Source organism: Neptunicoccus cionae, from assembly GCF_002860325.1.
Classification (GTDB): domain Bacteria; phylum Pseudomonadota; class Alphaproteobacteria; order Rhodobacterales; family Rhodobacteraceae; genus Amylibacter; species Amylibacter lutimaris.
The window spans coordinates 200,356-217,705 of sequence record NZ_PKOJ01000001.1 but is presented as its reverse complement, the minus strand read 5'-3'; the positions used below and the strand labels follow the sequence as shown (position 1 = coordinate 217,705).

14 protein-coding genes are annotated in these 17,350 nt (G+C 55.3%); 10 read left to right on the top strand and 4 right to left on the bottom strand.

Translation table 11 applies throughout. From position 1 onward, the window contains the following. Positions 1-22 precede the first annotated feature (22 nt). Genes hrcA through C0U40_RS01015 form a run of 3 tightly spaced genes read left to right on the top strand, consistent with a single transcriptional unit; the run spans position 23 to position 2,110 of the window. Positions 23-1,093: a heat-inducible transcriptional repressor HrcA gene (gene hrcA, locus C0U40_RS01025; RefSeq protein ID WP_286134724.1), complete on the top strand. Its 1,071-nt coding sequence runs from the start codon at positions 23-25 to the stop codon at positions 1,091-1,093. Continuing rightward, positions 1,094-1,714 carry a nucleotide exchange factor GrpE gene (gene grpE / locus C0U40_RS01020; protein ID WP_101653903.1) on the top strand — a complete coding sequence of 207 codons (621 nt, stop codon included), beginning with the start codon at positions 1,094-1,096 and terminating at the stop codon, positions 1,712-1,714. Positions 1,715-1,717: 3 nt separating this feature from the next. Then, complete coding sequence (locus C0U40_RS01015; RefSeq protein ID WP_101653902.1) at positions 1,718-2,110, top strand: glyoxalase superfamily protein; 393 nt, start codon at positions 1,718-1,720, stop codon at positions 2,108-2,110. Positions 2,111-2,117: 7 nt separating this feature from the next. Here C0U40_RS01015 and mutS read toward each other — a convergent pair whose 3' ends face one another. Then, a complete protein-coding gene (mutS, locus tag C0U40_RS01010) occupies positions 2,118-4,739 on the bottom strand; it encodes a DNA mismatch repair protein MutS (RefSeq protein ID WP_101653901.1) in 2,622 nt (873 codons plus the stop codon). 170 nt (positions 4,740-4,909) lie between these two features. On the opposite strand from mutS, the gene C0U40_RS01005 reads away from it, so the two are divergent. After that, the gene (locus tag C0U40_RS01005; protein ID WP_101653900.1) at positions 4,910-7,171 is read left to right on the top strand and encodes an NADP-dependent malic enzyme; all 2,262 of its coding nucleotides are present in this window, start codon (positions 4,910-4,912) and stop codon (positions 7,169-7,171) included. 109 nt (positions 7,172-7,280) lie between these two features. On the opposite strand, the gene dnaJ is transcribed toward C0U40_RS01005, so the two are convergent. Next, on the bottom strand, positions 7,281-8,435 hold the full coding sequence (dnaJ, locus tag C0U40_RS01000; protein WP_101653899.1) for a molecular chaperone DnaJ: 1,155 nt from the start codon (positions 8,433-8,435) through the stop codon (positions 7,281-7,283). Between the two features lie 69 nt (positions 8,436-8,504). Beyond that, the gene (gene dnaK / locus C0U40_RS00995) at positions 8,505-10,433 is read right to left on the bottom strand and encodes a molecular chaperone DnaK (protein WP_101653898.1); all 1,929 of its coding nucleotides are present in this window, start codon (positions 10,431-10,433) and stop codon (positions 8,505-8,507) included. Positions 10,434-10,643: 210 nt separating this feature from the next. On the opposite strand from dnaK, the gene C0U40_RS00990 reads away from it, so the two are divergent. Next, the gene (locus tag C0U40_RS00990) at positions 10,644-11,255 is read left to right on the top strand and encodes an alpha-ketoglutarate-dependent dioxygenase AlkB family protein (RefSeq protein ID WP_101653897.1); all 612 of its coding nucleotides are present in this window, start codon (positions 10,644-10,646) and stop codon (positions 11,253-11,255) included. A 1-nt stretch (position 11,256) separates the two neighbouring features. Here the strand turns inward: C0U40_RS00990 and C0U40_RS00985 are convergent, their stop codons facing one another. Further along, positions 11,257-12,081: an ABC transporter permease gene (locus tag C0U40_RS00985; RefSeq protein ID WP_286134723.1), complete on the bottom strand. Its 825-nt coding sequence runs from the start codon at positions 12,079-12,081 to the stop codon at positions 11,257-11,259. A gap of 121 nt (positions 12,082-12,202) precedes the next feature. Here C0U40_RS00985 and cysQ point away from each other — a divergent pair, with 121 nt between their 5' ends. From cysQ to C0U40_RS00960, 5 genes are all read left to right on the top strand, one after another. Next, positions 12,203-13,000 carry a 3'(2'),5'-bisphosphate nucleotidase CysQ gene (cysQ, locus tag C0U40_RS00980; protein WP_101654756.1) on the top strand — a complete coding sequence of 266 codons (798 nt, stop codon included), beginning with the start codon at positions 12,203-12,205 and terminating at the stop codon, positions 12,998-13,000. 3 nt (positions 13,001-13,003) lie between these two features. Further along, a complete protein-coding gene (locus C0U40_RS00975; RefSeq protein ID WP_101653896.1) occupies positions 13,004-13,789 on the top strand; it encodes a 3-deoxy-manno-octulosonate cytidylyltransferase in 786 nt (261 codons plus the stop codon). Continuing rightward, positions 13,786-15,030 (top strand): glycosyltransferase family 2 protein, encoded by a 1,245-nt coding sequence (locus C0U40_RS00970; protein WP_101653895.1) that lies wholly within the window; start codon positions 13,786-13,788, stop codon positions 15,028-15,030. Before C0U40_RS00975 ends, C0U40_RS00970 begins: the two co-directional genes overlap by 4 nt. A gap of 115 nt (positions 15,031-15,145) precedes the next feature. Further along, complete coding sequence (gene galU / locus C0U40_RS00965) at positions 15,146-16,039, top strand: UTP--glucose-1-phosphate uridylyltransferase GalU (protein WP_101653894.1); 894 nt, start codon at positions 15,146-15,148, stop codon at positions 16,037-16,039. A 70-nt stretch (positions 16,040-16,109) separates the two neighbouring features. Then, positions 16,110-17,336: a glycosyltransferase family 4 protein gene (locus C0U40_RS00960; RefSeq protein ID WP_101653893.1), complete on the top strand. Its 1,227-nt coding sequence runs from the start codon at positions 16,110-16,112 to the stop codon at positions 17,334-17,336. Positions 17,337-17,350 lie beyond the last annotated feature (14 nt).

The following is a 17,350-nucleotide window of genomic DNA, read 5'->3' as shown; positions in this document are numbered from 1 at the left end:
TCCGATGAAATGGATAACACGCGTGACAGAACAAGTATCACATCCTCTGGATAATTTGAACGCCCGCAGCCGCGAGGTGTTTCGCCTGCTTGTGGAGTCCTATCTGGAGAGCGGCGAGCCTGTTGGATCGCGCACCCTGACGCGCAGCCTGTCCGAAAAAGTATCGGCCGCGACGATCCGCAACGTGATGCAGGATCTCGAACATCTTGGGTTGCTGGATAGCCCTCATGTTTCGGCTGGTCGTATTCCGACCCATATGGGTCTGAGGCTTTTTGTGGATGGTCTGCTGGAGGTGGGCAATCTTTCTACAGACGAACGGCGCTCTATTGACGCTTCCATGCACAGCAATTCGGAAGACCTGACAGGCGCGCTGGATCGGGCCGGATCGCTTTTGTCCGGTCTCACTCACAGTGCCTCGGTCGTACTCGCGCCAAAGACAGAAGCGCCTATCAAGCATATCGAATTTGTGTCTCTTTCGCCGGATAAGGCTCTTGTCGTTTTGGTCATGGCTGACGGGCAGGTGGAAAACCGTATCTTTACGCCACCGATTGGCCAAACGCCTTCGGCGATGAGAGAAGCGGCAAACTTCCTGAATGCGGTTCTGGCCGGTCATACGGTGAGTGATTTGAAATCGGTGGTGGAAACCGAAATCACCCGTCGTCGTCAGGAACTCGACAGTCTGGCGCAAAAACTGGTTGAAGCGGGTGTTGCCGTTTGGGCTGAAGAAAAAAGCGGAACGCCGGATCGCCTTATTGTGCGGGGACGCTCCAACCTTCTGGAAGATACAGCAACCGAAGCGGATCTCGACAGGATCAAAACCCTGTTTGATGATCTGGAACGCAAGCAGGATATCGCCCAGTTTCTGGACCTGACAGAGCAGGGCGAAGGCGTGCGCATTTTTATCGGTTCAGAGAACAAACTTTTTTCACTTTCGGGGTCGAGTCTTGTTGTCTCTCCCTATATGAACGCTGATCGAAAGGTCATAGGTGCTGTCGGGGTGATCGGACCAACCCGGCTGAACTATGGCAGAATTGTCCCAATCGTTGACTACACGGCGCAACTGGTAAGTCGCATGATGTCTAACAGAAACTGAATGGCGAAGAGCATGGGTAAAAAACACGAAGATTTGGATGCATCGTTGGATCGCTTCCTGGATGAGGATGAGTTTCCGCTGGATAAAATCGACGAGGAAGAATCCGAAGAAGAGTTCGAGGAAGTGGATCTGACCGCAGAGCCTGAAGAGGTGGATCCTGTGGAACAGCTTCAGGCGGAAGTGGCACAGTTGAAGGACCGTTTGATGCGTGCGCTGGCCGAGCAGGAAAACCTGCGAAAGCGGGCGGAACGGGACCGGCGTGATGCAGAACAATATGGCGGCCAGAAACTTGCACGGGACTTGTTGTCTGTGAATGACAACATGAAACGGGCGCTGGAAACCGTGACCGACGAACAGCGTGAAGCCAACAAAGGTTTGATCGAAGGTATCGAGCTGACCCAGCGTGAATTGCTGTCTGCTTTTGCCACCCACAAAATTGTGCCGGTGTCCCCTGCTGTCGGCGACAAATTTGACCCGAACATCCATCAGGCCATGTTCGAAGCGCCGTTCCCTGATGTGAAGGCCGGCCATATCCTGCAAGTCATGAACGAAGGTTTCATGATCGGAGACCGTTTGCTGCGTCCGGCCCAAGTGGGTGTATCTTCCGGCAACGGGAACTGACACATGAAACAAGGTGTGCGCTCCATGCCCGTCCTGCCTGCGGCCGATCTGGCGGCAGGCGTGGCGTTTTTCACAGGCAAGCTTGGTTTTGAACTTGCCGGTCAGTGGAAAAACGAAGATGGCACACCGAATTTCGCGATTGTACAGCTCGGGGGTATTACGCTCGGGCTGACAGCATCAGACCGTCCCGCTTCTGACGGGGAATGGGCGGCCTATTTCTATCTTGAAGACATTGATGCCTTCACCGATCAGGTTCTTGGCCGTGGCGTGAAGCTGCTGCGCGGGCCAGAAGAAAGCTTTTACCACTGTAAAGAGGTGGAACTGGCAGATCCTCATGGCAATCGCTTGTGTTTTGCACAGGATCTGAAACCCGGCGCGGATGGTCCGGGGCTCTGACCTGCGCCTAGCGACCAAGCGTTTCCTTTAACTGATACACCAGAGCCAGCGCTTCTTTGGGTGTCAGTTCGTCCGGCAGAACCACTTCCAGCATTTCCTCGACTTTTGACTGTTCTACAGGCTGCGGCGGCGCTTGTGGTTTCACGGCAAACAATGGCAGGTCTTCGAACAGGGTCTTGGCCTTGTTGCCGTCCTCTCTGTCGCCCTTCTCAAGCGCCTCCAGCACCACACGTGCCCGTTCGACCACACTGGCAGGCAGACCGGCCAGTTGTGCCACCTGCACCCCGTAGCTGCGGTCTGCGGCGCCCTGACGGACTTCGTGGAGAAAGATAATATCTCCCTCCCATTCCCGCACCGCAATCGTCGCGTTCATCAAATGGTCAAGCTTGGATGAAAGCTGTGTCAGCTCGTGATAATGGGTCGCGAACAGCGCACGGCATTTGTTGCCCTCATGCAGATGTTCCAGCGTGGCCCAGGCGATCGACAAACCGTCGTAAGTGGCCGTTCCGCGCCCGATTTCATCCAGAATAACCAGCGCGTTCTGATCCGCTTGGTTGAGAATCGCGGCGGTTTCCACCATTTCAACCATGAAGGTAGACCGTCCCCGTGCCAGATCATCCGAGGCCCCGACGCGGGAAAACAACTGTGAAACAAGCCCGATTTCTGCATGTTCCGCAGGCACATAAGACCCCATCTGCGCCAGCACGGCGATCAGTGCGTTCTGCCGCAGGAAGGTGGATTTACCGGCCATGTTCGGGCCGGTCAGCAACCACAGGCGTTTGCTGTCTTCGGCATCCGACAGATCACAATCATTGGCCACAAAACTGCCGCTGGCCTGTTTGCGCAGGGCCGCATCGACAACGGGATGGCGTCCGGCGGTGATTTTGAAGCGGCGGTCATCAGAAACCGCAGGGCGGGTCCAGTCCTCGCTTAGCGCCAGTTCAGCCAGTGCCGCCTGCAAATCCAGTTCCGCGATGGATTTTGCCGCCTGCCCGATTTCTGCACCCCGTGAAACAATCTGTGCTGAAAGTTCCTTATAAACCTCCTGCTCGATCTCCAGCGCCCGTCCGCCTGCGTTCAGAATCTTGGTTTCCAGTTCCGACAGTTCCAGCGTGGTAAAACGGACCGCGTTTGCGGTGGTCTGGCGATGGATAAATGTGTCGGACAGAGGGGCGGTCAGCATTTTCGGCGCGTGGGTTGCGGGCGTTTCAATGAAATACCCCAGCACGTTGTTATGTTTGATCTTAAGTGCAGTGACACCAGCCAGTTCCGCATAGTCTTTCTGCAGCCCGAGGATCACTTTGCGCCCCTCGTCCCGAAGGGTGCGGGCTTCGTCCAGATCGGTGCGGTATCCGCTTGCCGTGAAACCGCCGTCCCGTGCTAGAAGGGGTGGTTCCTCTACCAGACGTTCGTTCAGAAATGCAATCATCTCGCTGTGGCCGTCCAGCGCCTCTCGTGCGGTGGCCACCAGACCGGGCAGATCGGTTTCCCCGATCAGACCAAAAATAGCCTGCGCCGAGGTGAGACCGTCCCGAATAGCAGCGATGTCCCTTGGTCCGGCCCGTTCCAGCGACAGGCGGGTCAGGGCGCGGTCCATATCCGGTGTCTTGCGCAATGTTTCACGCAAATCATTTTTAACCTGCTGGTTATCTACAAAAAAGCTTACAGCATCCAGCCGGTCTCGCACAGTTCCCAGATGCCGAGAAGGATTGTTCAGCCGCGTTTCCAGCAGCCGTGCACCGGACCCTGTGATGGTTTTGTCGATCACTGAAAGCAAAGCACCTGCGCGGTCCCCGCTGATGGTGCGGGTCAGTTCCAGATTACGCCGTGTCGCGGCGTCGATCCGCATCGAAGTGTCTGTCGCCTCGGCCACGGGCGGTTTCAGCAAGGGCAGTTTGCCCTTTTGGGTGATATGCAGATAATCCACAATCGCCCCCATCGCCGCCAGTTCCACGCGGGAAAAGCTGCCAAAGGCATCCAGCGATTTCACGCCGAACAATCCGGTCAGCCGCTCCCCAGCCGCAGTACTGTCGAAGCTGGCGCGGGCCAGTTCGGTCACAGCGGCGCCGGTTTCTTCAACAGTTTCACGCAGCCAGTTTTCAGGGCTATCAGCCACCAACACCTCGCGCGGGGCCAGACGCGCCAGCAGTGGCGAGAGTCCGACGGTCGGGCAGCTTTGCACGTGGAAATCACCGGTAGACACATCAACCCACGCCAGCGCCGATCCGTCACGGATGCTGGCAAAGGCGCAGAGGAAATTATGCTGGCGGGCATCCAGCAGGCTGTCTTCGGTCAATGTGCCCGGTGTCACCAGCCGCACCACGCCCCGTTTCACAACCGATTTTGAACCGCGTTTTTTTGCCTCTGCAGGGTCTTCAAGCTGCTCGCAAACGCCGACGCGAAACCCCTTGCGGATCAGCGTAAGCAGATAGTTTTCCGCCGCATGGACCGGCACGCCACACATGGGGATGTCCTGCCCCTGATGCTTGCCCCGTTTGGTCAGGGCAATGTCCAGCGCTCCAGCCGCCATCACCGCATCGTCAAAGAACATCTCGTAAAAATCGCCCATGCGATAGAACAGCAGGGCGTTGGGATATTCGGCTTTTATCTCCAGAAATTGCGCCATCATTGGCGTCACTGCGCCTGTTTCTGCTGCCACGGCCCGTTACTCCCCGTTGAAATTTCGGGGAAGATACCCAAGGGGACGAGGCGTGAAAAGGACAAACGCGCAGGAGTGTTGTGTGAGGGCGTCGAACTCGGTAACACTGGCCTTCCACAGCGCAAGGACCGACCCGAGACATGACCAAGAACAACCGAATTACCGACGCAGAGGCGCTGGCCTACCATCTGGAACCGACACCCGGCAAACTGGAGGTGGTGCCCACAACCGCCATGACAACACAGCGGGATCTGTCGCTGGCCTATTCCCCGGGTGTTGCGGTTCCCGTACAGGCCATCGCGGATAATCCCGAAGTGGCTTATGACTATACCAGCAAGGGCAATATGGTGGCGGTAATCACCAACGGTACGGCCATTCTGGGGATGGGGAACCTTGGTGCGCTGGCCTCCAAACCGGTGATGGAGGGTAAATCCGTCCTGTTCAAACGCTTTGCCGATGTGAACTCCATTGATCTGGAACTGGATACCGAAGATCCCGATGCCTTCATCAACGCTGTGAAACTGATGGGCCCGTCCTTTGGCGGGATCAATCTGGAAGATATCAAAGCACCGGAATGCTTTATTATCGAACAACAGCTTAAAGAGTTGATGGACATTCCGGTGTTTCACGATGACCAGCACGGAACCGCGGTTATCTGTGCGGCGGGTCTGTTGAACGCGCTGCACATCAGCAAGAAGAAGATTGAGGATGTGAAAATCGTTCTGAATGGGGCCGGTGCCGCTGGCATTGCCTGTGTGGAGCTGATCAAGGCGATGGGCGCGCGGTCTGAAAACTGCATCACCTGTGACACCAAAGGCGTGATCTATCAGGGCCGGACCGAGGGTATGAACCAGTGGAAATCGGCCCATGCGATAAAGACCGAACTGCGCACGCTGGAAGAGGCGATGGTGGACGCGGATGTGTTCTTGGGCGTGTCGGCCAAAGGTGCCGTGACCGAGAAAATGGTGGCCAGCATGGCCCCTAATCCGGTGATTTTTGCAATGGCCAACCCCGATCCCGAAATTACGCCCGAAGAGGCCCGCGCCGTGCGGCCCGATGCGATCGTGGCAACAGGGCGTTCGGATTACCCCAACCAGATCAACAACGTGCTGTGTTTTCCTTACCTGTTTCGCGGGGCGCTGGACATCAACGCGCGGGCGATCAATGACGAAATGAAGATTGCCTGTGCTCAGGCGTTGTCCGATCTCGCCCGTCAGGAGGTTCCGGACGAAGTGGCGATGGCTTATGGCAAGAAGCTGGTGTTCGGACCGGATTACATCATCCCGACACCGTTCGATCCCCGCCTGATTCACGTGATCCCGCCGGCTGTGGCAAAGGCGGGTATGGATACGGGTGCTGCGCGGCGGCCGATTGTGGATATCGAGGCCTATGAACTGGCGCTGAAATCCCGTCTGGATCCTGCGGCCTCTATCCTGCAATCGCTTTATGTACGCGCCAAGAACGCGCAGGCGACGATGATTTTTGCCGAGGGCGACGACGAACGGGTGTTGCGTGCGGCGGTGGCCTATACCCGCAACGGCATGGGCAAAGCGGTTGTTGTGGGGCGTGTGGATGAAGTCCGCGAGAAACTGGCAGCGGCTGGTATGCCCGATGCGTTTGACGAAATCGAAGTGACAAATGCCGCCCTGACGGATGAATTGGAAACTTACAAAGCGTTTCTTTACAAACGGTTGCAGCGCAAGGGCTATACCGAGAAAGACGTGCATCGCATGGCTTCGCGTGACCGGCATGTCTTTTCGGCGCTGATGTTGGCCCACGGGCACGGCGATGCAATGATCACAGGTGCGACCCGAAAGTCTGCGCAGATCATGGAACTTTTGAACCATGTGATTGATGCCAAACCCTCTGACGGGGCGGTCGGTGTGACGGCGGTTCTGTTGCGCGGACAGATGGTGTTTGTCTCTGATACGTTGTCCCATGAATGGCCCGAAGCAACTGATCTTGCGGATATTGCAGAACGTTCTGCCAGTGTCGCGCGGAATATGGGTTTGGAACCGCGGGTGGCTTTCGCCAGCTTCTCCAACTTCGGCTATCCTGTGTCAGAACGGGCCAGCAAAATGGAAGACGCTGTTGCAGTTCTCGACGAGCGCGGTGTTGATTTCGAATACGACGGAGAGATGACCGCCGATGTGGCGCTGAATGCGGAGCTTATGAAACAGTACCCGTTCTGCCGTTTGTCCGGACCGGCCAATGTGCTGGTGGTGCCTGCACGGCACTCTGCCTCTATTTCGGTAAAGATGCTGCAACAGATGGGCGGCGCGACAGTGATCGGCCCGATCCTTGCCGGAATCGACCAGCCGGTGAAAATCTGTTCGGTCACTTCTACCGTAAACGACATTCTGAACATGGCTGTCATGGCCGCCTGTCGTGTCGGTGGCTAGGGATAGCACGGCTTTTCCCGCTCAGCTCGACGAGAGAGCACAAAAAAAACGGCCCCGAAATACCATCGGGGCCGTTTTTTAATCAACTTTATTGTTTAGAAATAAAGGGTTAGCCCTTCATTCCTTCCCAGAAAGTTTTGACCTTTCCGAAGAAATTAGTGCTCTCTGGGCTGTTGTCTTCAGACAAATCTTCAAACTCCCGCAGCAGTTCTTTCTGCTTGGAGGTCAGATTCACCGGTGTTTCCACGGCCAGTTCCAAGAACAGGTCGCCCGACTGGTTCGACCGCAGTGCCGGCATACCCTTGCCGCGCAGGCGCATCTGTTTACCGGACTGGCTGCCTGCAGGAACCTTCACGCGGGATTTTCCTCCGTCGATGGTCGGGACTTCGATCTCTCCGCCGAGGGCCGCTGTTGTCATGCTGACGGGCACGCGACAAAACAGGTTTGAGCCTTCCCGTTCAAAGATCGGGTGATCTTCCACTTCGATAAAGATGTAGAGATCGCCGGTTGGACCGCCGCGCATTCCAGCCTCACCCTCACCGGCGAGCCGGATACGGGTGCCGGTTTCAACACCAGCAGGAATGTTTACACCCAAAGAGCGTTCGCGCTGTTGCAAGCCGGAACCGGAACAGGCGCCACAGGGATTGGTAATAATCTGGCCACGCCCTGCACACGTCGGGCAGGAGCGTTCTACAGTGAAGAAACCCTGCTGCGCGCGCACTTTCCCCATACCCGAACAGGTCGGACAGGTTGCAGGTTCTGCGCCACCTTCGGCACCGGAGCCGTCGCAGGTGTCACAAGCCACTGAAGTAGTGACCGAGACATTCTGCTGCTTGCCGGTAAAGGCTTCTTCAAGAGAAATCGTCAGATTATAACGCAGGTCGGACCCGCGGGTTGCCCGCTGGCCGCCGCCACGCCGGCCGCCGCCACCCATGAAATCGCCGAACAGATCGTCGAAAACATCGGAAAACGCCGAACCGAAGTCCGCACCGCCGCCCGGATGGAAACCGCCACCGCGACCGCCGCCGCCCATGCCGCCTTCAAACGCAGCGTGGCCGTAGCGGTCATACGCAGCTTTCTTGTCTCCGTCCTTCAGGACGTCGTAAGCTTCGTTGACTTCTTTAAATTGTGCTTCTGCGTCGGGGTTGTCTTTGTTGCGGTCCGGATGCAGCTCCATCGCTTTCTTGCGATAGGCTTTTTTCAGTTCCTGTTCAGACGCGCCTTTGGAAACACCCAGCAGGTCGTAGTAATCACGCTTTGCCATGTCGCCTCCGCGTTAACGCAGGCCGGGGGAATTTACCCCCCAGCCGCACGTTTGGCTGTCGGTTCACGATTAACGGTCGTTTTTACCCAGATCTTCGAAATCTGCGTCCACGATGTCATCATCAACCGGCTTTGGTTCGTCTTCACCACCGAAACCGCCTTCGCCGTCACCGGAGTTGCCAGCTTCTTCAGCTTGCGCCTTATAGATGGCTTCGCCCAGCTTCATGGCTGCTTCGGTCAGATCCTGCGAACGGGCCTGAATGGAAGAAGCATTGTCGGTTTCCAGCGTTTCTTTCAGCGCCTTGATCGACAGTTCGATCACTTCTACAGTGGATGGATCCACCTTGTCAGAGTGCTCTTCCAGAGACTTCTCGGTGCCGTGGATCAGGCTTTCAGCCTGGTTCTTGGCTTCGACAAGCTCTTTACGCTCCTTATCCGCTTCGGCGTTCTCTTCCGCGTCGCGTACCATTTTCTCGATGTCTTCGTCGGACAGACCGCCGGACGCCTGAATGGTGATCTTGTGCTCTTTGTTGGTGCCTTTGTCCTTTGCGGACACGGACACGATACCGTTGGCATCAATATCAAAGGTCACTTCGATCTGTGGCAGGCCACGTGGGGCAGGCGGGATGTCTTCCAGATTGAACTGGCCCAGAATTTTGTTGTCTGCAGCCATTTCGCGTTCCCCTTGGAACACGCGGATGGTTACAGCGTTCTGGTTATCCTCGGCTGTCGAGAAGATCTGAGACTTCTTCGTCGGGATCGTGGTGTTGCGATCGATCAGGCGTGTGAACACACCACCCAATGTTTCGATACCCAGGGACAGAGGTGTCACGTCCAGCAGAACAACGTCTTTTACGTCGCCTTGCAGAACACCTGCCTGAATGGCAGCGCCCATGGCCACAACTTCGTCAGGGTTAACGCCTTTGTGCGGCTCTTTCCCGAAGAATTTGGTCACTTCCTCGATCACTTTTGGCATACGGGTCATACCGCCAACCAGAACGATCTCGTCCACGTCGCCTTTGGACAGGCCCGCGTCTTTCAATGCGTCCTGACAAGGTTTCATGGTGCGTTTGATCAGATCAGCTACCAGAGATTCCAGCTTGGCACGGGTCAGTTTCATAACCATGTGCAGCGGCTGGCCGGTTTTACCGTCCATAGAGATAAACGGCTGGTTGATCTCTGTTTGAGAAGAGGAAGACAGTTCGATCTTGGCTTTCTCGGCGGCTTCTTTCAGCCGTTGCAGCGCCATCTTGTCCTTGGACAGATCAACACCGTTCTCTTTTTTGAACTCGTCAGCAAGGTATTCAACGATGCGCATGTCAAAGTCTTCACCACCCAGCGCAGTGTCGCCGTTTGTGGATTTTACTTCGAACAGGCCTTCATCGATTTCCAGAACGGAAACGTCGAATGTACCACCACCAAGGTCATAAACAGCGATGGTCTTGCCACCTTCTTTGTCCAGACCATAGGCCAGTGCAGCGGCTGTCGGTTCGTTGATAATGCGCAGGACGTTCAGACCGGCAATCTTACCGGCATCTTTGGTGGCCTGACGTTGTGCGTCGTTAAAGTAGGCCGGAACAGTGATCACTGCTTCGGAAACTGTTTCGCCAAGATAGCTCTCGGCGGTCTCTTTCATCTTGCCAAGGATAAAGGCAGACACTTGGGAAGGGGAGTATTTCTCGCCTTTGACTTCAACCCATGCGTCGCCATTGCCGCCGTCTACGATTTTGTAGGGCAGGTGCTTGGCGTCTTTCTTGATCGCAGGATCGTTTACGTTCCGGCCGATCAGACGTTTGATTGCAAAGAGTGTGTTTTCAGGGTTGGTAACGGCCTGCCGTTTGGCGGCCTGTCCGACAAGACGTTCGTCGTCGGTGAAACCAACAATAGAAGGTGTTGTGCGTGCACCTTCGGCGTTTTCCACGACTTTCGGTTGCGAACCGTCCATGATTGCAACGCAGGAGTTCGTGGTCCCCAGATCAATACCAATTACTTTAGCCATCAGACTTCCTTTCTTGCGGCGATTATGGAGCCTGGCCCGCATTCGGCGCCGTCGCTCCATCCCATGTGTCAGCCCCTCCCATCAGGGGCGGCTTAGCATTGACGGTATATAGGAGGGTGATTGCCTGTCTGCAAGCATGTCGGCGCGGAAAATTGCCTCTGTTTCTTTTGTTTTCTTGGCTGTTGCGGGGCTGCATTATAGAAAACGGGCATGAAACTCGTGAAACCGCTCAATCTGCGGGGATTTGAGATTTACAAATCCCTGCTGTCGCTGCCCGACCAACAGGCCATTCTGGAGGACATCCGTGCTGTCATTGCGCAGGCGCCGATGTTTTCGCCCCTCACGGCTTGGGGGAAACCGATGTCTGTGCGCATGTCATCTGCAGGGAAACATGGCTGGTATTCGGACCGGAAAGGGTACCGCTATGAACCGGTACACCCCGATGGCACGCCCTGGCCGCCGATCCCGCAATCTGTTCTAGATGTCTGGAACGCGGTATCGGGAACCACCCGCCAGCCGGATTGCTGCCTGATTAACCACTACACCGAAAAGGCTCGGATGGGGTTGCATCAGGACAAAGATGAACAGGATTTCGACTATCCGGTGGTATCCATCTCGTTGGGGGACGAAGGCCTGTTCCGCATCGGAGGCACGGAGCGCAAGGACAAGACCGAAAGCATCTGGCTGGCTTCGGGAGATGTTTGCGTGATGGGCGGCGCGGCGCGTCTGGCTTATCACGGGATCGACCGCATCCGGTTCGGCAGTTCCAGCCTGTTGAAGAACAACGGACGTATAAATCTGACCTTGCGGGTCGTGGATTGATTTATTGCCGTTTGCCCCAGCTTTCGGACACGGTTTTGCGGCTGAAATGTTCAAGCATCATGCCGACACAAATCAGGACCAGCGACAGGTAGATTGCATAGTCGAGTGTCGTCTTATGGGGGGTGTAGTTCACAAAAGCCGCGCCGCGAGCCTGATCAATGGTGTGAAACAACGGGTTCCATGTGAAAAAAACCAGCGTGCTGGCGGGCAGGGCGTTGGCCAGGAACATCTTGCCGCTGAAGATCATATTGGCCCGCTTGTAAATCTGTTCGATGATCTTGATCGTCGAAGGTGCAAAGGGGCGCAGGGACAGAAAGATAATCCCGATGGCCACGCCGGAAAACCACGCGATGAAAAAGCACAGCGCGACCCGTTTCAGATTATAAACGGTAAAGGGCTCGACCAGAACATTGGCGACAAAGGTGATTACCAGAACGGCCAGTAGTTGCACATACAGCGATGATAAAGCACCGGATACAATCATCATAAATGTGGTCACCGGCGCATGTTGCAGCATCGGATTGACCGGACCACCACCACTCACCGCGCTGATTGCCTTGTTGTGGGTCAGGTAAAGGAAAACCCCGGTCAGAACATAGAGGATGAAGCTGCCCCGCACCGCAACGCCGCGCAGGCCCAGAAATGTGATCATGACATAGAAAAAGATGACGATCATCGCGGATTGCAGGATTTCCATCAGCAGAGCCTGAACTGCGTTGCCTTTGGATTTACGCACCTCGCGCACAGTGGTGTGGTACACCAATGTCAAAAACTCGAAACCGCCCATGGCGATCCGGGAAAAAGAGGAATTCTGAACGGCGCTCATCTGCTTGCCCAAAGTTAGCGGGTTTTAATCACTGCTTGCTGTTTTTCGTTGTAAGGACCATAAGGCTTCGGAATTAAATCCGCAAGAAATCGCTGTAGGGCGGCATCATAAGGGCATGAAAATGAATAAAACGGAAATTTCTTCAGTCATTCGCAAGCTGGCGATCGAAGCTGGTGAAAAGATCATGGAAATCTACGGCACCGATGATTTCGAAGTTAAATCTAAGTCGGACGAAAGCCCCGTTACGCTCGCAGATGAAACCGCAGATGCCCACATCTTTGCCGGCCTGCGCGCCGCTTTCCCAGATGCAGCGATTGTAACCGAAGAACAATCGGACACGCATTCAGAAGCTTCCAACACATTCTTTATTGTCGATCCGCTGGATGGCACCAAGGAATTCATCAAACGCCGCGGCGATTTCACGGTGAATATCGCCTATGTCGAAGACGGTGTTCCAACGATGGGTGTGGTGTATGCCCCAGCCAAGAAACGCTTGTTCCTGACAGATGCCAACGGCAAGTCTTTTGAAGAACAGGGTGATCACAAGGCGGATGTTGCCGGTGAAATGAAACCGATTTCTGTTTCAACCCCTGATGAATCTGCGCTGATCGTCGTGGCTTCCAAATCCCACCTCACTGATGAGACCAAAGATTATATCGGTAAATACAATGTTGCCGACAGCCGCAGCGCCGGGTCTTCGTTGAAGTTCTGTCTTGTGGCAACAGGCGAGGCGGATCTTTACCCCCGTGTTGGCCGCACAATGGAATGGGACACCGCCGCAGGGCAGGCGGTACTGCTGGGCGCAGGCGGCAAAGTTGTCCGTTTTGACAACCATGAACCGCTGACCTACGGCAAGCCAATCTTTGAAAACCCTTATTTCATCGCCTATGCTCCCGGAATAACGCTGCAAAAGGCCTGATCCATGTCCACACTGGTTGTTATCCCCGCCCGCTATGCCTCTACCCGCTATCCGGGAAAGCCGCTTGTGGAATTACGCGGGGCAACCGGCGTGGCCAAAAGTCTGATCCGCCGCAGCTGGGATGCGGCGATGAAGGTGCAGGGTGTGGACCGCGTTGTGGTTGCCACTGATGACGACCGGATCAAAGACGCGGCCGAAGCTTTCGGGGCAGAGGTGGTGATGACCTCCTCTGCCGCGCGCAACGGCACCGAACGCTGCGCTGAAGTGATCGAACAGCTTGGGGACGGTTATGATATTGTCGCGAACTTGCAAGGTGACGCACCCTTGACGCCGCCGTGGTTCGTGGAAAAGCTGGTTGAGGGTTTGCAAAATGCGCCCGAAGCCCATGTCGCGACGCCGATCCTCCTTTGTTCGAAAGAGGCGCTGGCTTCTTTCAAGGAAGACCGCCGGAATGACCGTGTCGGTGGCACCACTGTGGTATTTGATAAGGACAAGCGGGCGCTGTATTTTTCCAAGGAAGTCATCCCTTTCGCACCCACACTGGATGTGCCGGTTTACCATCATGTTGGTGTGTACGCCTATCGCCCTGCGTCCTTGCGTGATTACGCAGCCTTGCCCGAAGGTCCGCTTGAAAAGCTGGAAGGGCTGGAACAGTTGCGTTTCATGGAAAACGGGTTGCATGTGCAATGCGTTGAAGTGGAAAATCCGGGGCAGGAGTTTTGGGAGCTGAATAACCCTGAAGACGTACCCCGCGTTGAAAAGTTTCTGGTGCAATTAGGTCTGGAATGAGCTTCGCCCCCCGTGTCAGCCTGATTATTGTCAGCCGGCACAGACCGGAAGCACTGAAACGGGTCGTTTCTTCTCTGCGGTTTCAAAGCTATACAAATTTTGAGGTCATTCTGGTTTCGGATGCGCCGGACCGCAGTTTTCTTGCGGATATTCCGGCGTCTGAAAACATGCTACATATCCCCTTTGATCAGGCGAACATTTCGGCGGCCCGAAATGCCGGTCTGGCCCACGCACAGGGCGAAATCGTCGCCTTTTGCGATGATGACGCCGTGCCTGATCCGAATTGGCTTAAGGCCCTTGTGCAGCCGTTTCGGAACACAGAAATAGCAAGCGCAGGCGGCTTTGTGCGGGGGCGCAACGGGTTTTCCTATCAATGGAAAGGACTGACAGGCGACAGGCTGGGCGAGGATCAGCCGTTGGCGATCGATCCCTCCGCGTCCTTTGTGGAGGTCCGTTTTGACGGCGGCCGGTTCGCCAAACTGCAAGGCACCAATTGTGCGTTTCGATTGGATGCATTGCTGGGCATTGGCGGGTTCGACGAAGGGTTCCGCTTTTATCTGGATGAAACAGATGTCTGTCTGCGGCTGGCACAGGCCGGTTACAGCGCGGCTTTTGTCAACGCCGCCGAAGTTCACCACGGATTTGAGCAAAGTGCACACAGATCAGCCAATCGCGTGCCCCTGTCGCTTTATGAAATTGGCGCCAGCAAGCGCAGGTTTCTAGATAAACATTGTATAAAAGACGCTGTTTTACCTGCAAAGCAGCGATTTTTTGCCGATCAAAAACAAAGACTTCTTCGACTTATGGTGGAGGGAAGGCTTGAGCCACGGGACGTTCCTGTCCTCATGGACACCCTGCAGAACGGGCTCAACGAAACCCGACAAGGGACGGATTCACCTCCTGTGAGGGCGGATAGGGTATTCAAACCCTTGAAGTCGCGCGAAAATCCGCCAGGTGTAGCCCTCGCAGGCGGATTGTTCGCGACCTCCGCGCTGTTCGCGAGAGCACAGGATCTGGCCAAAAGCGATGCACCGGTGATCGTCTTTCGCCTTGCACGAAACAGCTTGTTCCACCGTCGCTATTTTGACGTAAGAGGATTTTGGGTGCAAACTGGGGGGATCTTTGGGAAATCATCGCGAGAGGATTCTGTGTTCCGCTGGTGGACTCTTTCCAAGCGAACACGTAGAGAACTGATTAAATTTTATGCTGAATTCGGAGTGACCGAGACCCAGATACTTTAGGAATTTCCGTATTTTGGCCATACTCGTCATAAATTGGCCATCCTAGAATGTAATTAACAATGAACGATTAACAGCCGCCGCACGTTGTATCGCGGTAAAGTTAAAGGGGCTAAATGTGAAGAAAACAGTAACCAAAGCGATTTTTCCGGTAGCTGGACTCGGGACACGTTTCCTGCCTGCAACGAAGAGTATTCCTAAGGAAATTCTTTGTCTTGTGGATAAACCGCTCATCCAATACGCAATTGATGAAGCGCGGGATGCTGGTATTGAAGAATTCATCTTTGTCACTTCGCGCGGCAAGGGTGCGCTTGAGGACTATTTTGACAGCGCACCACAATTGGAGCAGGCGCTGCGGGCAAAAAACAAATCCAAACTGCTTGATACGCTGATGAAGTCTACAATGGACAGCGGCGAAATCGCCTATGTACGCCAGCGTGAAGCGCTTGGTCTGGGGCATGCGGTTTGGTGTGCGCGCCGTCTGATCGGGGATGAACCGTTTGCCGTGATCCTGACCGACGACGTGATCGCATCCGAACGTCCCGTGCTGCAGCAGATGGTTGAAGCGCATGAACAGACAGGCGGCAATATTGTTGCTGCAATGGAAGTCGCGCCAAGCAAGGCATCTGCCTATGGTTTGCTGGATATCAAAGAAGACATGGGCTCTCTGGTTTCGGTCAAAGGCATGGTGGAAAAACCTGCACCAGAAGACGCACCGTCCAATCTGGCCGTGATCGGACGCTATATCCTTACGCCGAAAATCATGGAGAATCTGGATACTCAAGACCGTGGTGCCGGCGGGGAAATCCAGCTTACCGATGCTATTGCGAAAGAAATTGCCAAGTCTGACAATGTCTTCGGATACCGCTTTGAAGGTACCCGTTATGATTGCGGGTCCAAGGCGGGTTTCCTACAGGCAACGGTTGCTTTCGGTCTGGCACGTGGCGATCTCAGTCAGGAGTTCCTCGATTATCTGATCGAAACTGTTGAATGCCGCCGCGCCGCTCAATAATCGACGTGTTGAAATCGTTTCAAAGCCGGGGCGTAAACTGCTCCGGCTTTGTTGTGTCTGGCAGGTGAAAATGGGGCGGTATCTTCTTGATGTTACACGGTTCATCTCTCGTATCGGGCGGGGAAACCCGACAGGTATAGATCGTGTCGAGATCGAGTATATCCGCGAAGTTGCGCGACGGGACGCAGAAAGCCTTGCATTTGCACGATTGGGGAGAAGTTTCGCCGTCCTTCCTATCGGCGCGGTGCTCACAGCGCTGGACCGGCTGGAAAACGGAACCCAACTCGGGCGCTGGGGCTTACAAGACGCGTTTCGTTTGAAGCTTCCAAAGGCACAGCGGAAGGCACGCCAGTTTTTTCGCGCCTCTGCTCTTTTTGCGGGGCGTGATCTGGAAACGGTTCTCCGCAAGGTTGATCTGGGGGGCGTGGAATACGTTAACGTCGGCCACAGCAATCTCTCTGTGCAGGTTTTTACCGCCCTGCGTGGCGCTGGCGTCGCGCGTATAACTGTAATGGTTCACGATATGATACCGCTCGATTTTCCCCAATTTACCCGCGCGGGTATACCGGAGCAATTTACCCTGCGGATGAAGGCTGTGGCACAGTTTGCGGACCGGATTGTCTGCAATTCCGCACACACCGAAGACCGCGTGAGACACTTCTTTAGCGGCTGGGGAGCGCAATCAGAGACTGTGGTGGCGCATCTTGGCGTTGAACCCCTGATCCCGCAGGATATGCCACCCGTTGACCCGCTGTCCTTTGTGGTGCTTGGCACGATTGAGCCGCGCAAAAACCATCAGGTTCTGTTTCAGGCTTGGGAGGAACTGGCAGGTATGCAACCGGCCGGACGGATGCCCCGCCTGCATGTGGTTGGCAAACGGGGTTGGGACAATGCGCCTGTATTTGAGTATCTCGACACGTCAGTTTCGGACAACGGACCGATTTTCGAGCACGCCGACTTGCCGGATGCAGAGCTTTCCAGTTTGATCGCCGGCAGCGCCGCCCTGTTGTTTCCAAGTTATGCCGAAGGGTACGGTTTACCGGCCCTTGAGGCTGCCCAATTGGGGGTTCCGGTGATCTGTTCGGATATTCCGGTTTTTCATGAAATCCTGGGAGAGGCTGCAACTTATCTGCCGGTCGATGATCCTGCGCGCTGGGCCGAAACCGTGCGGAGTGTTGCAAATAGGACCCCCGAATCTCACGTTAGACGGGAAATCACTGATTTGCCTCAAGGAATCCCCACATGGAAATCACACTTTCGCCACGTTTTCGGGGATACTGATCCGAGCCATTTTTAAGACGAGTAGTGCAG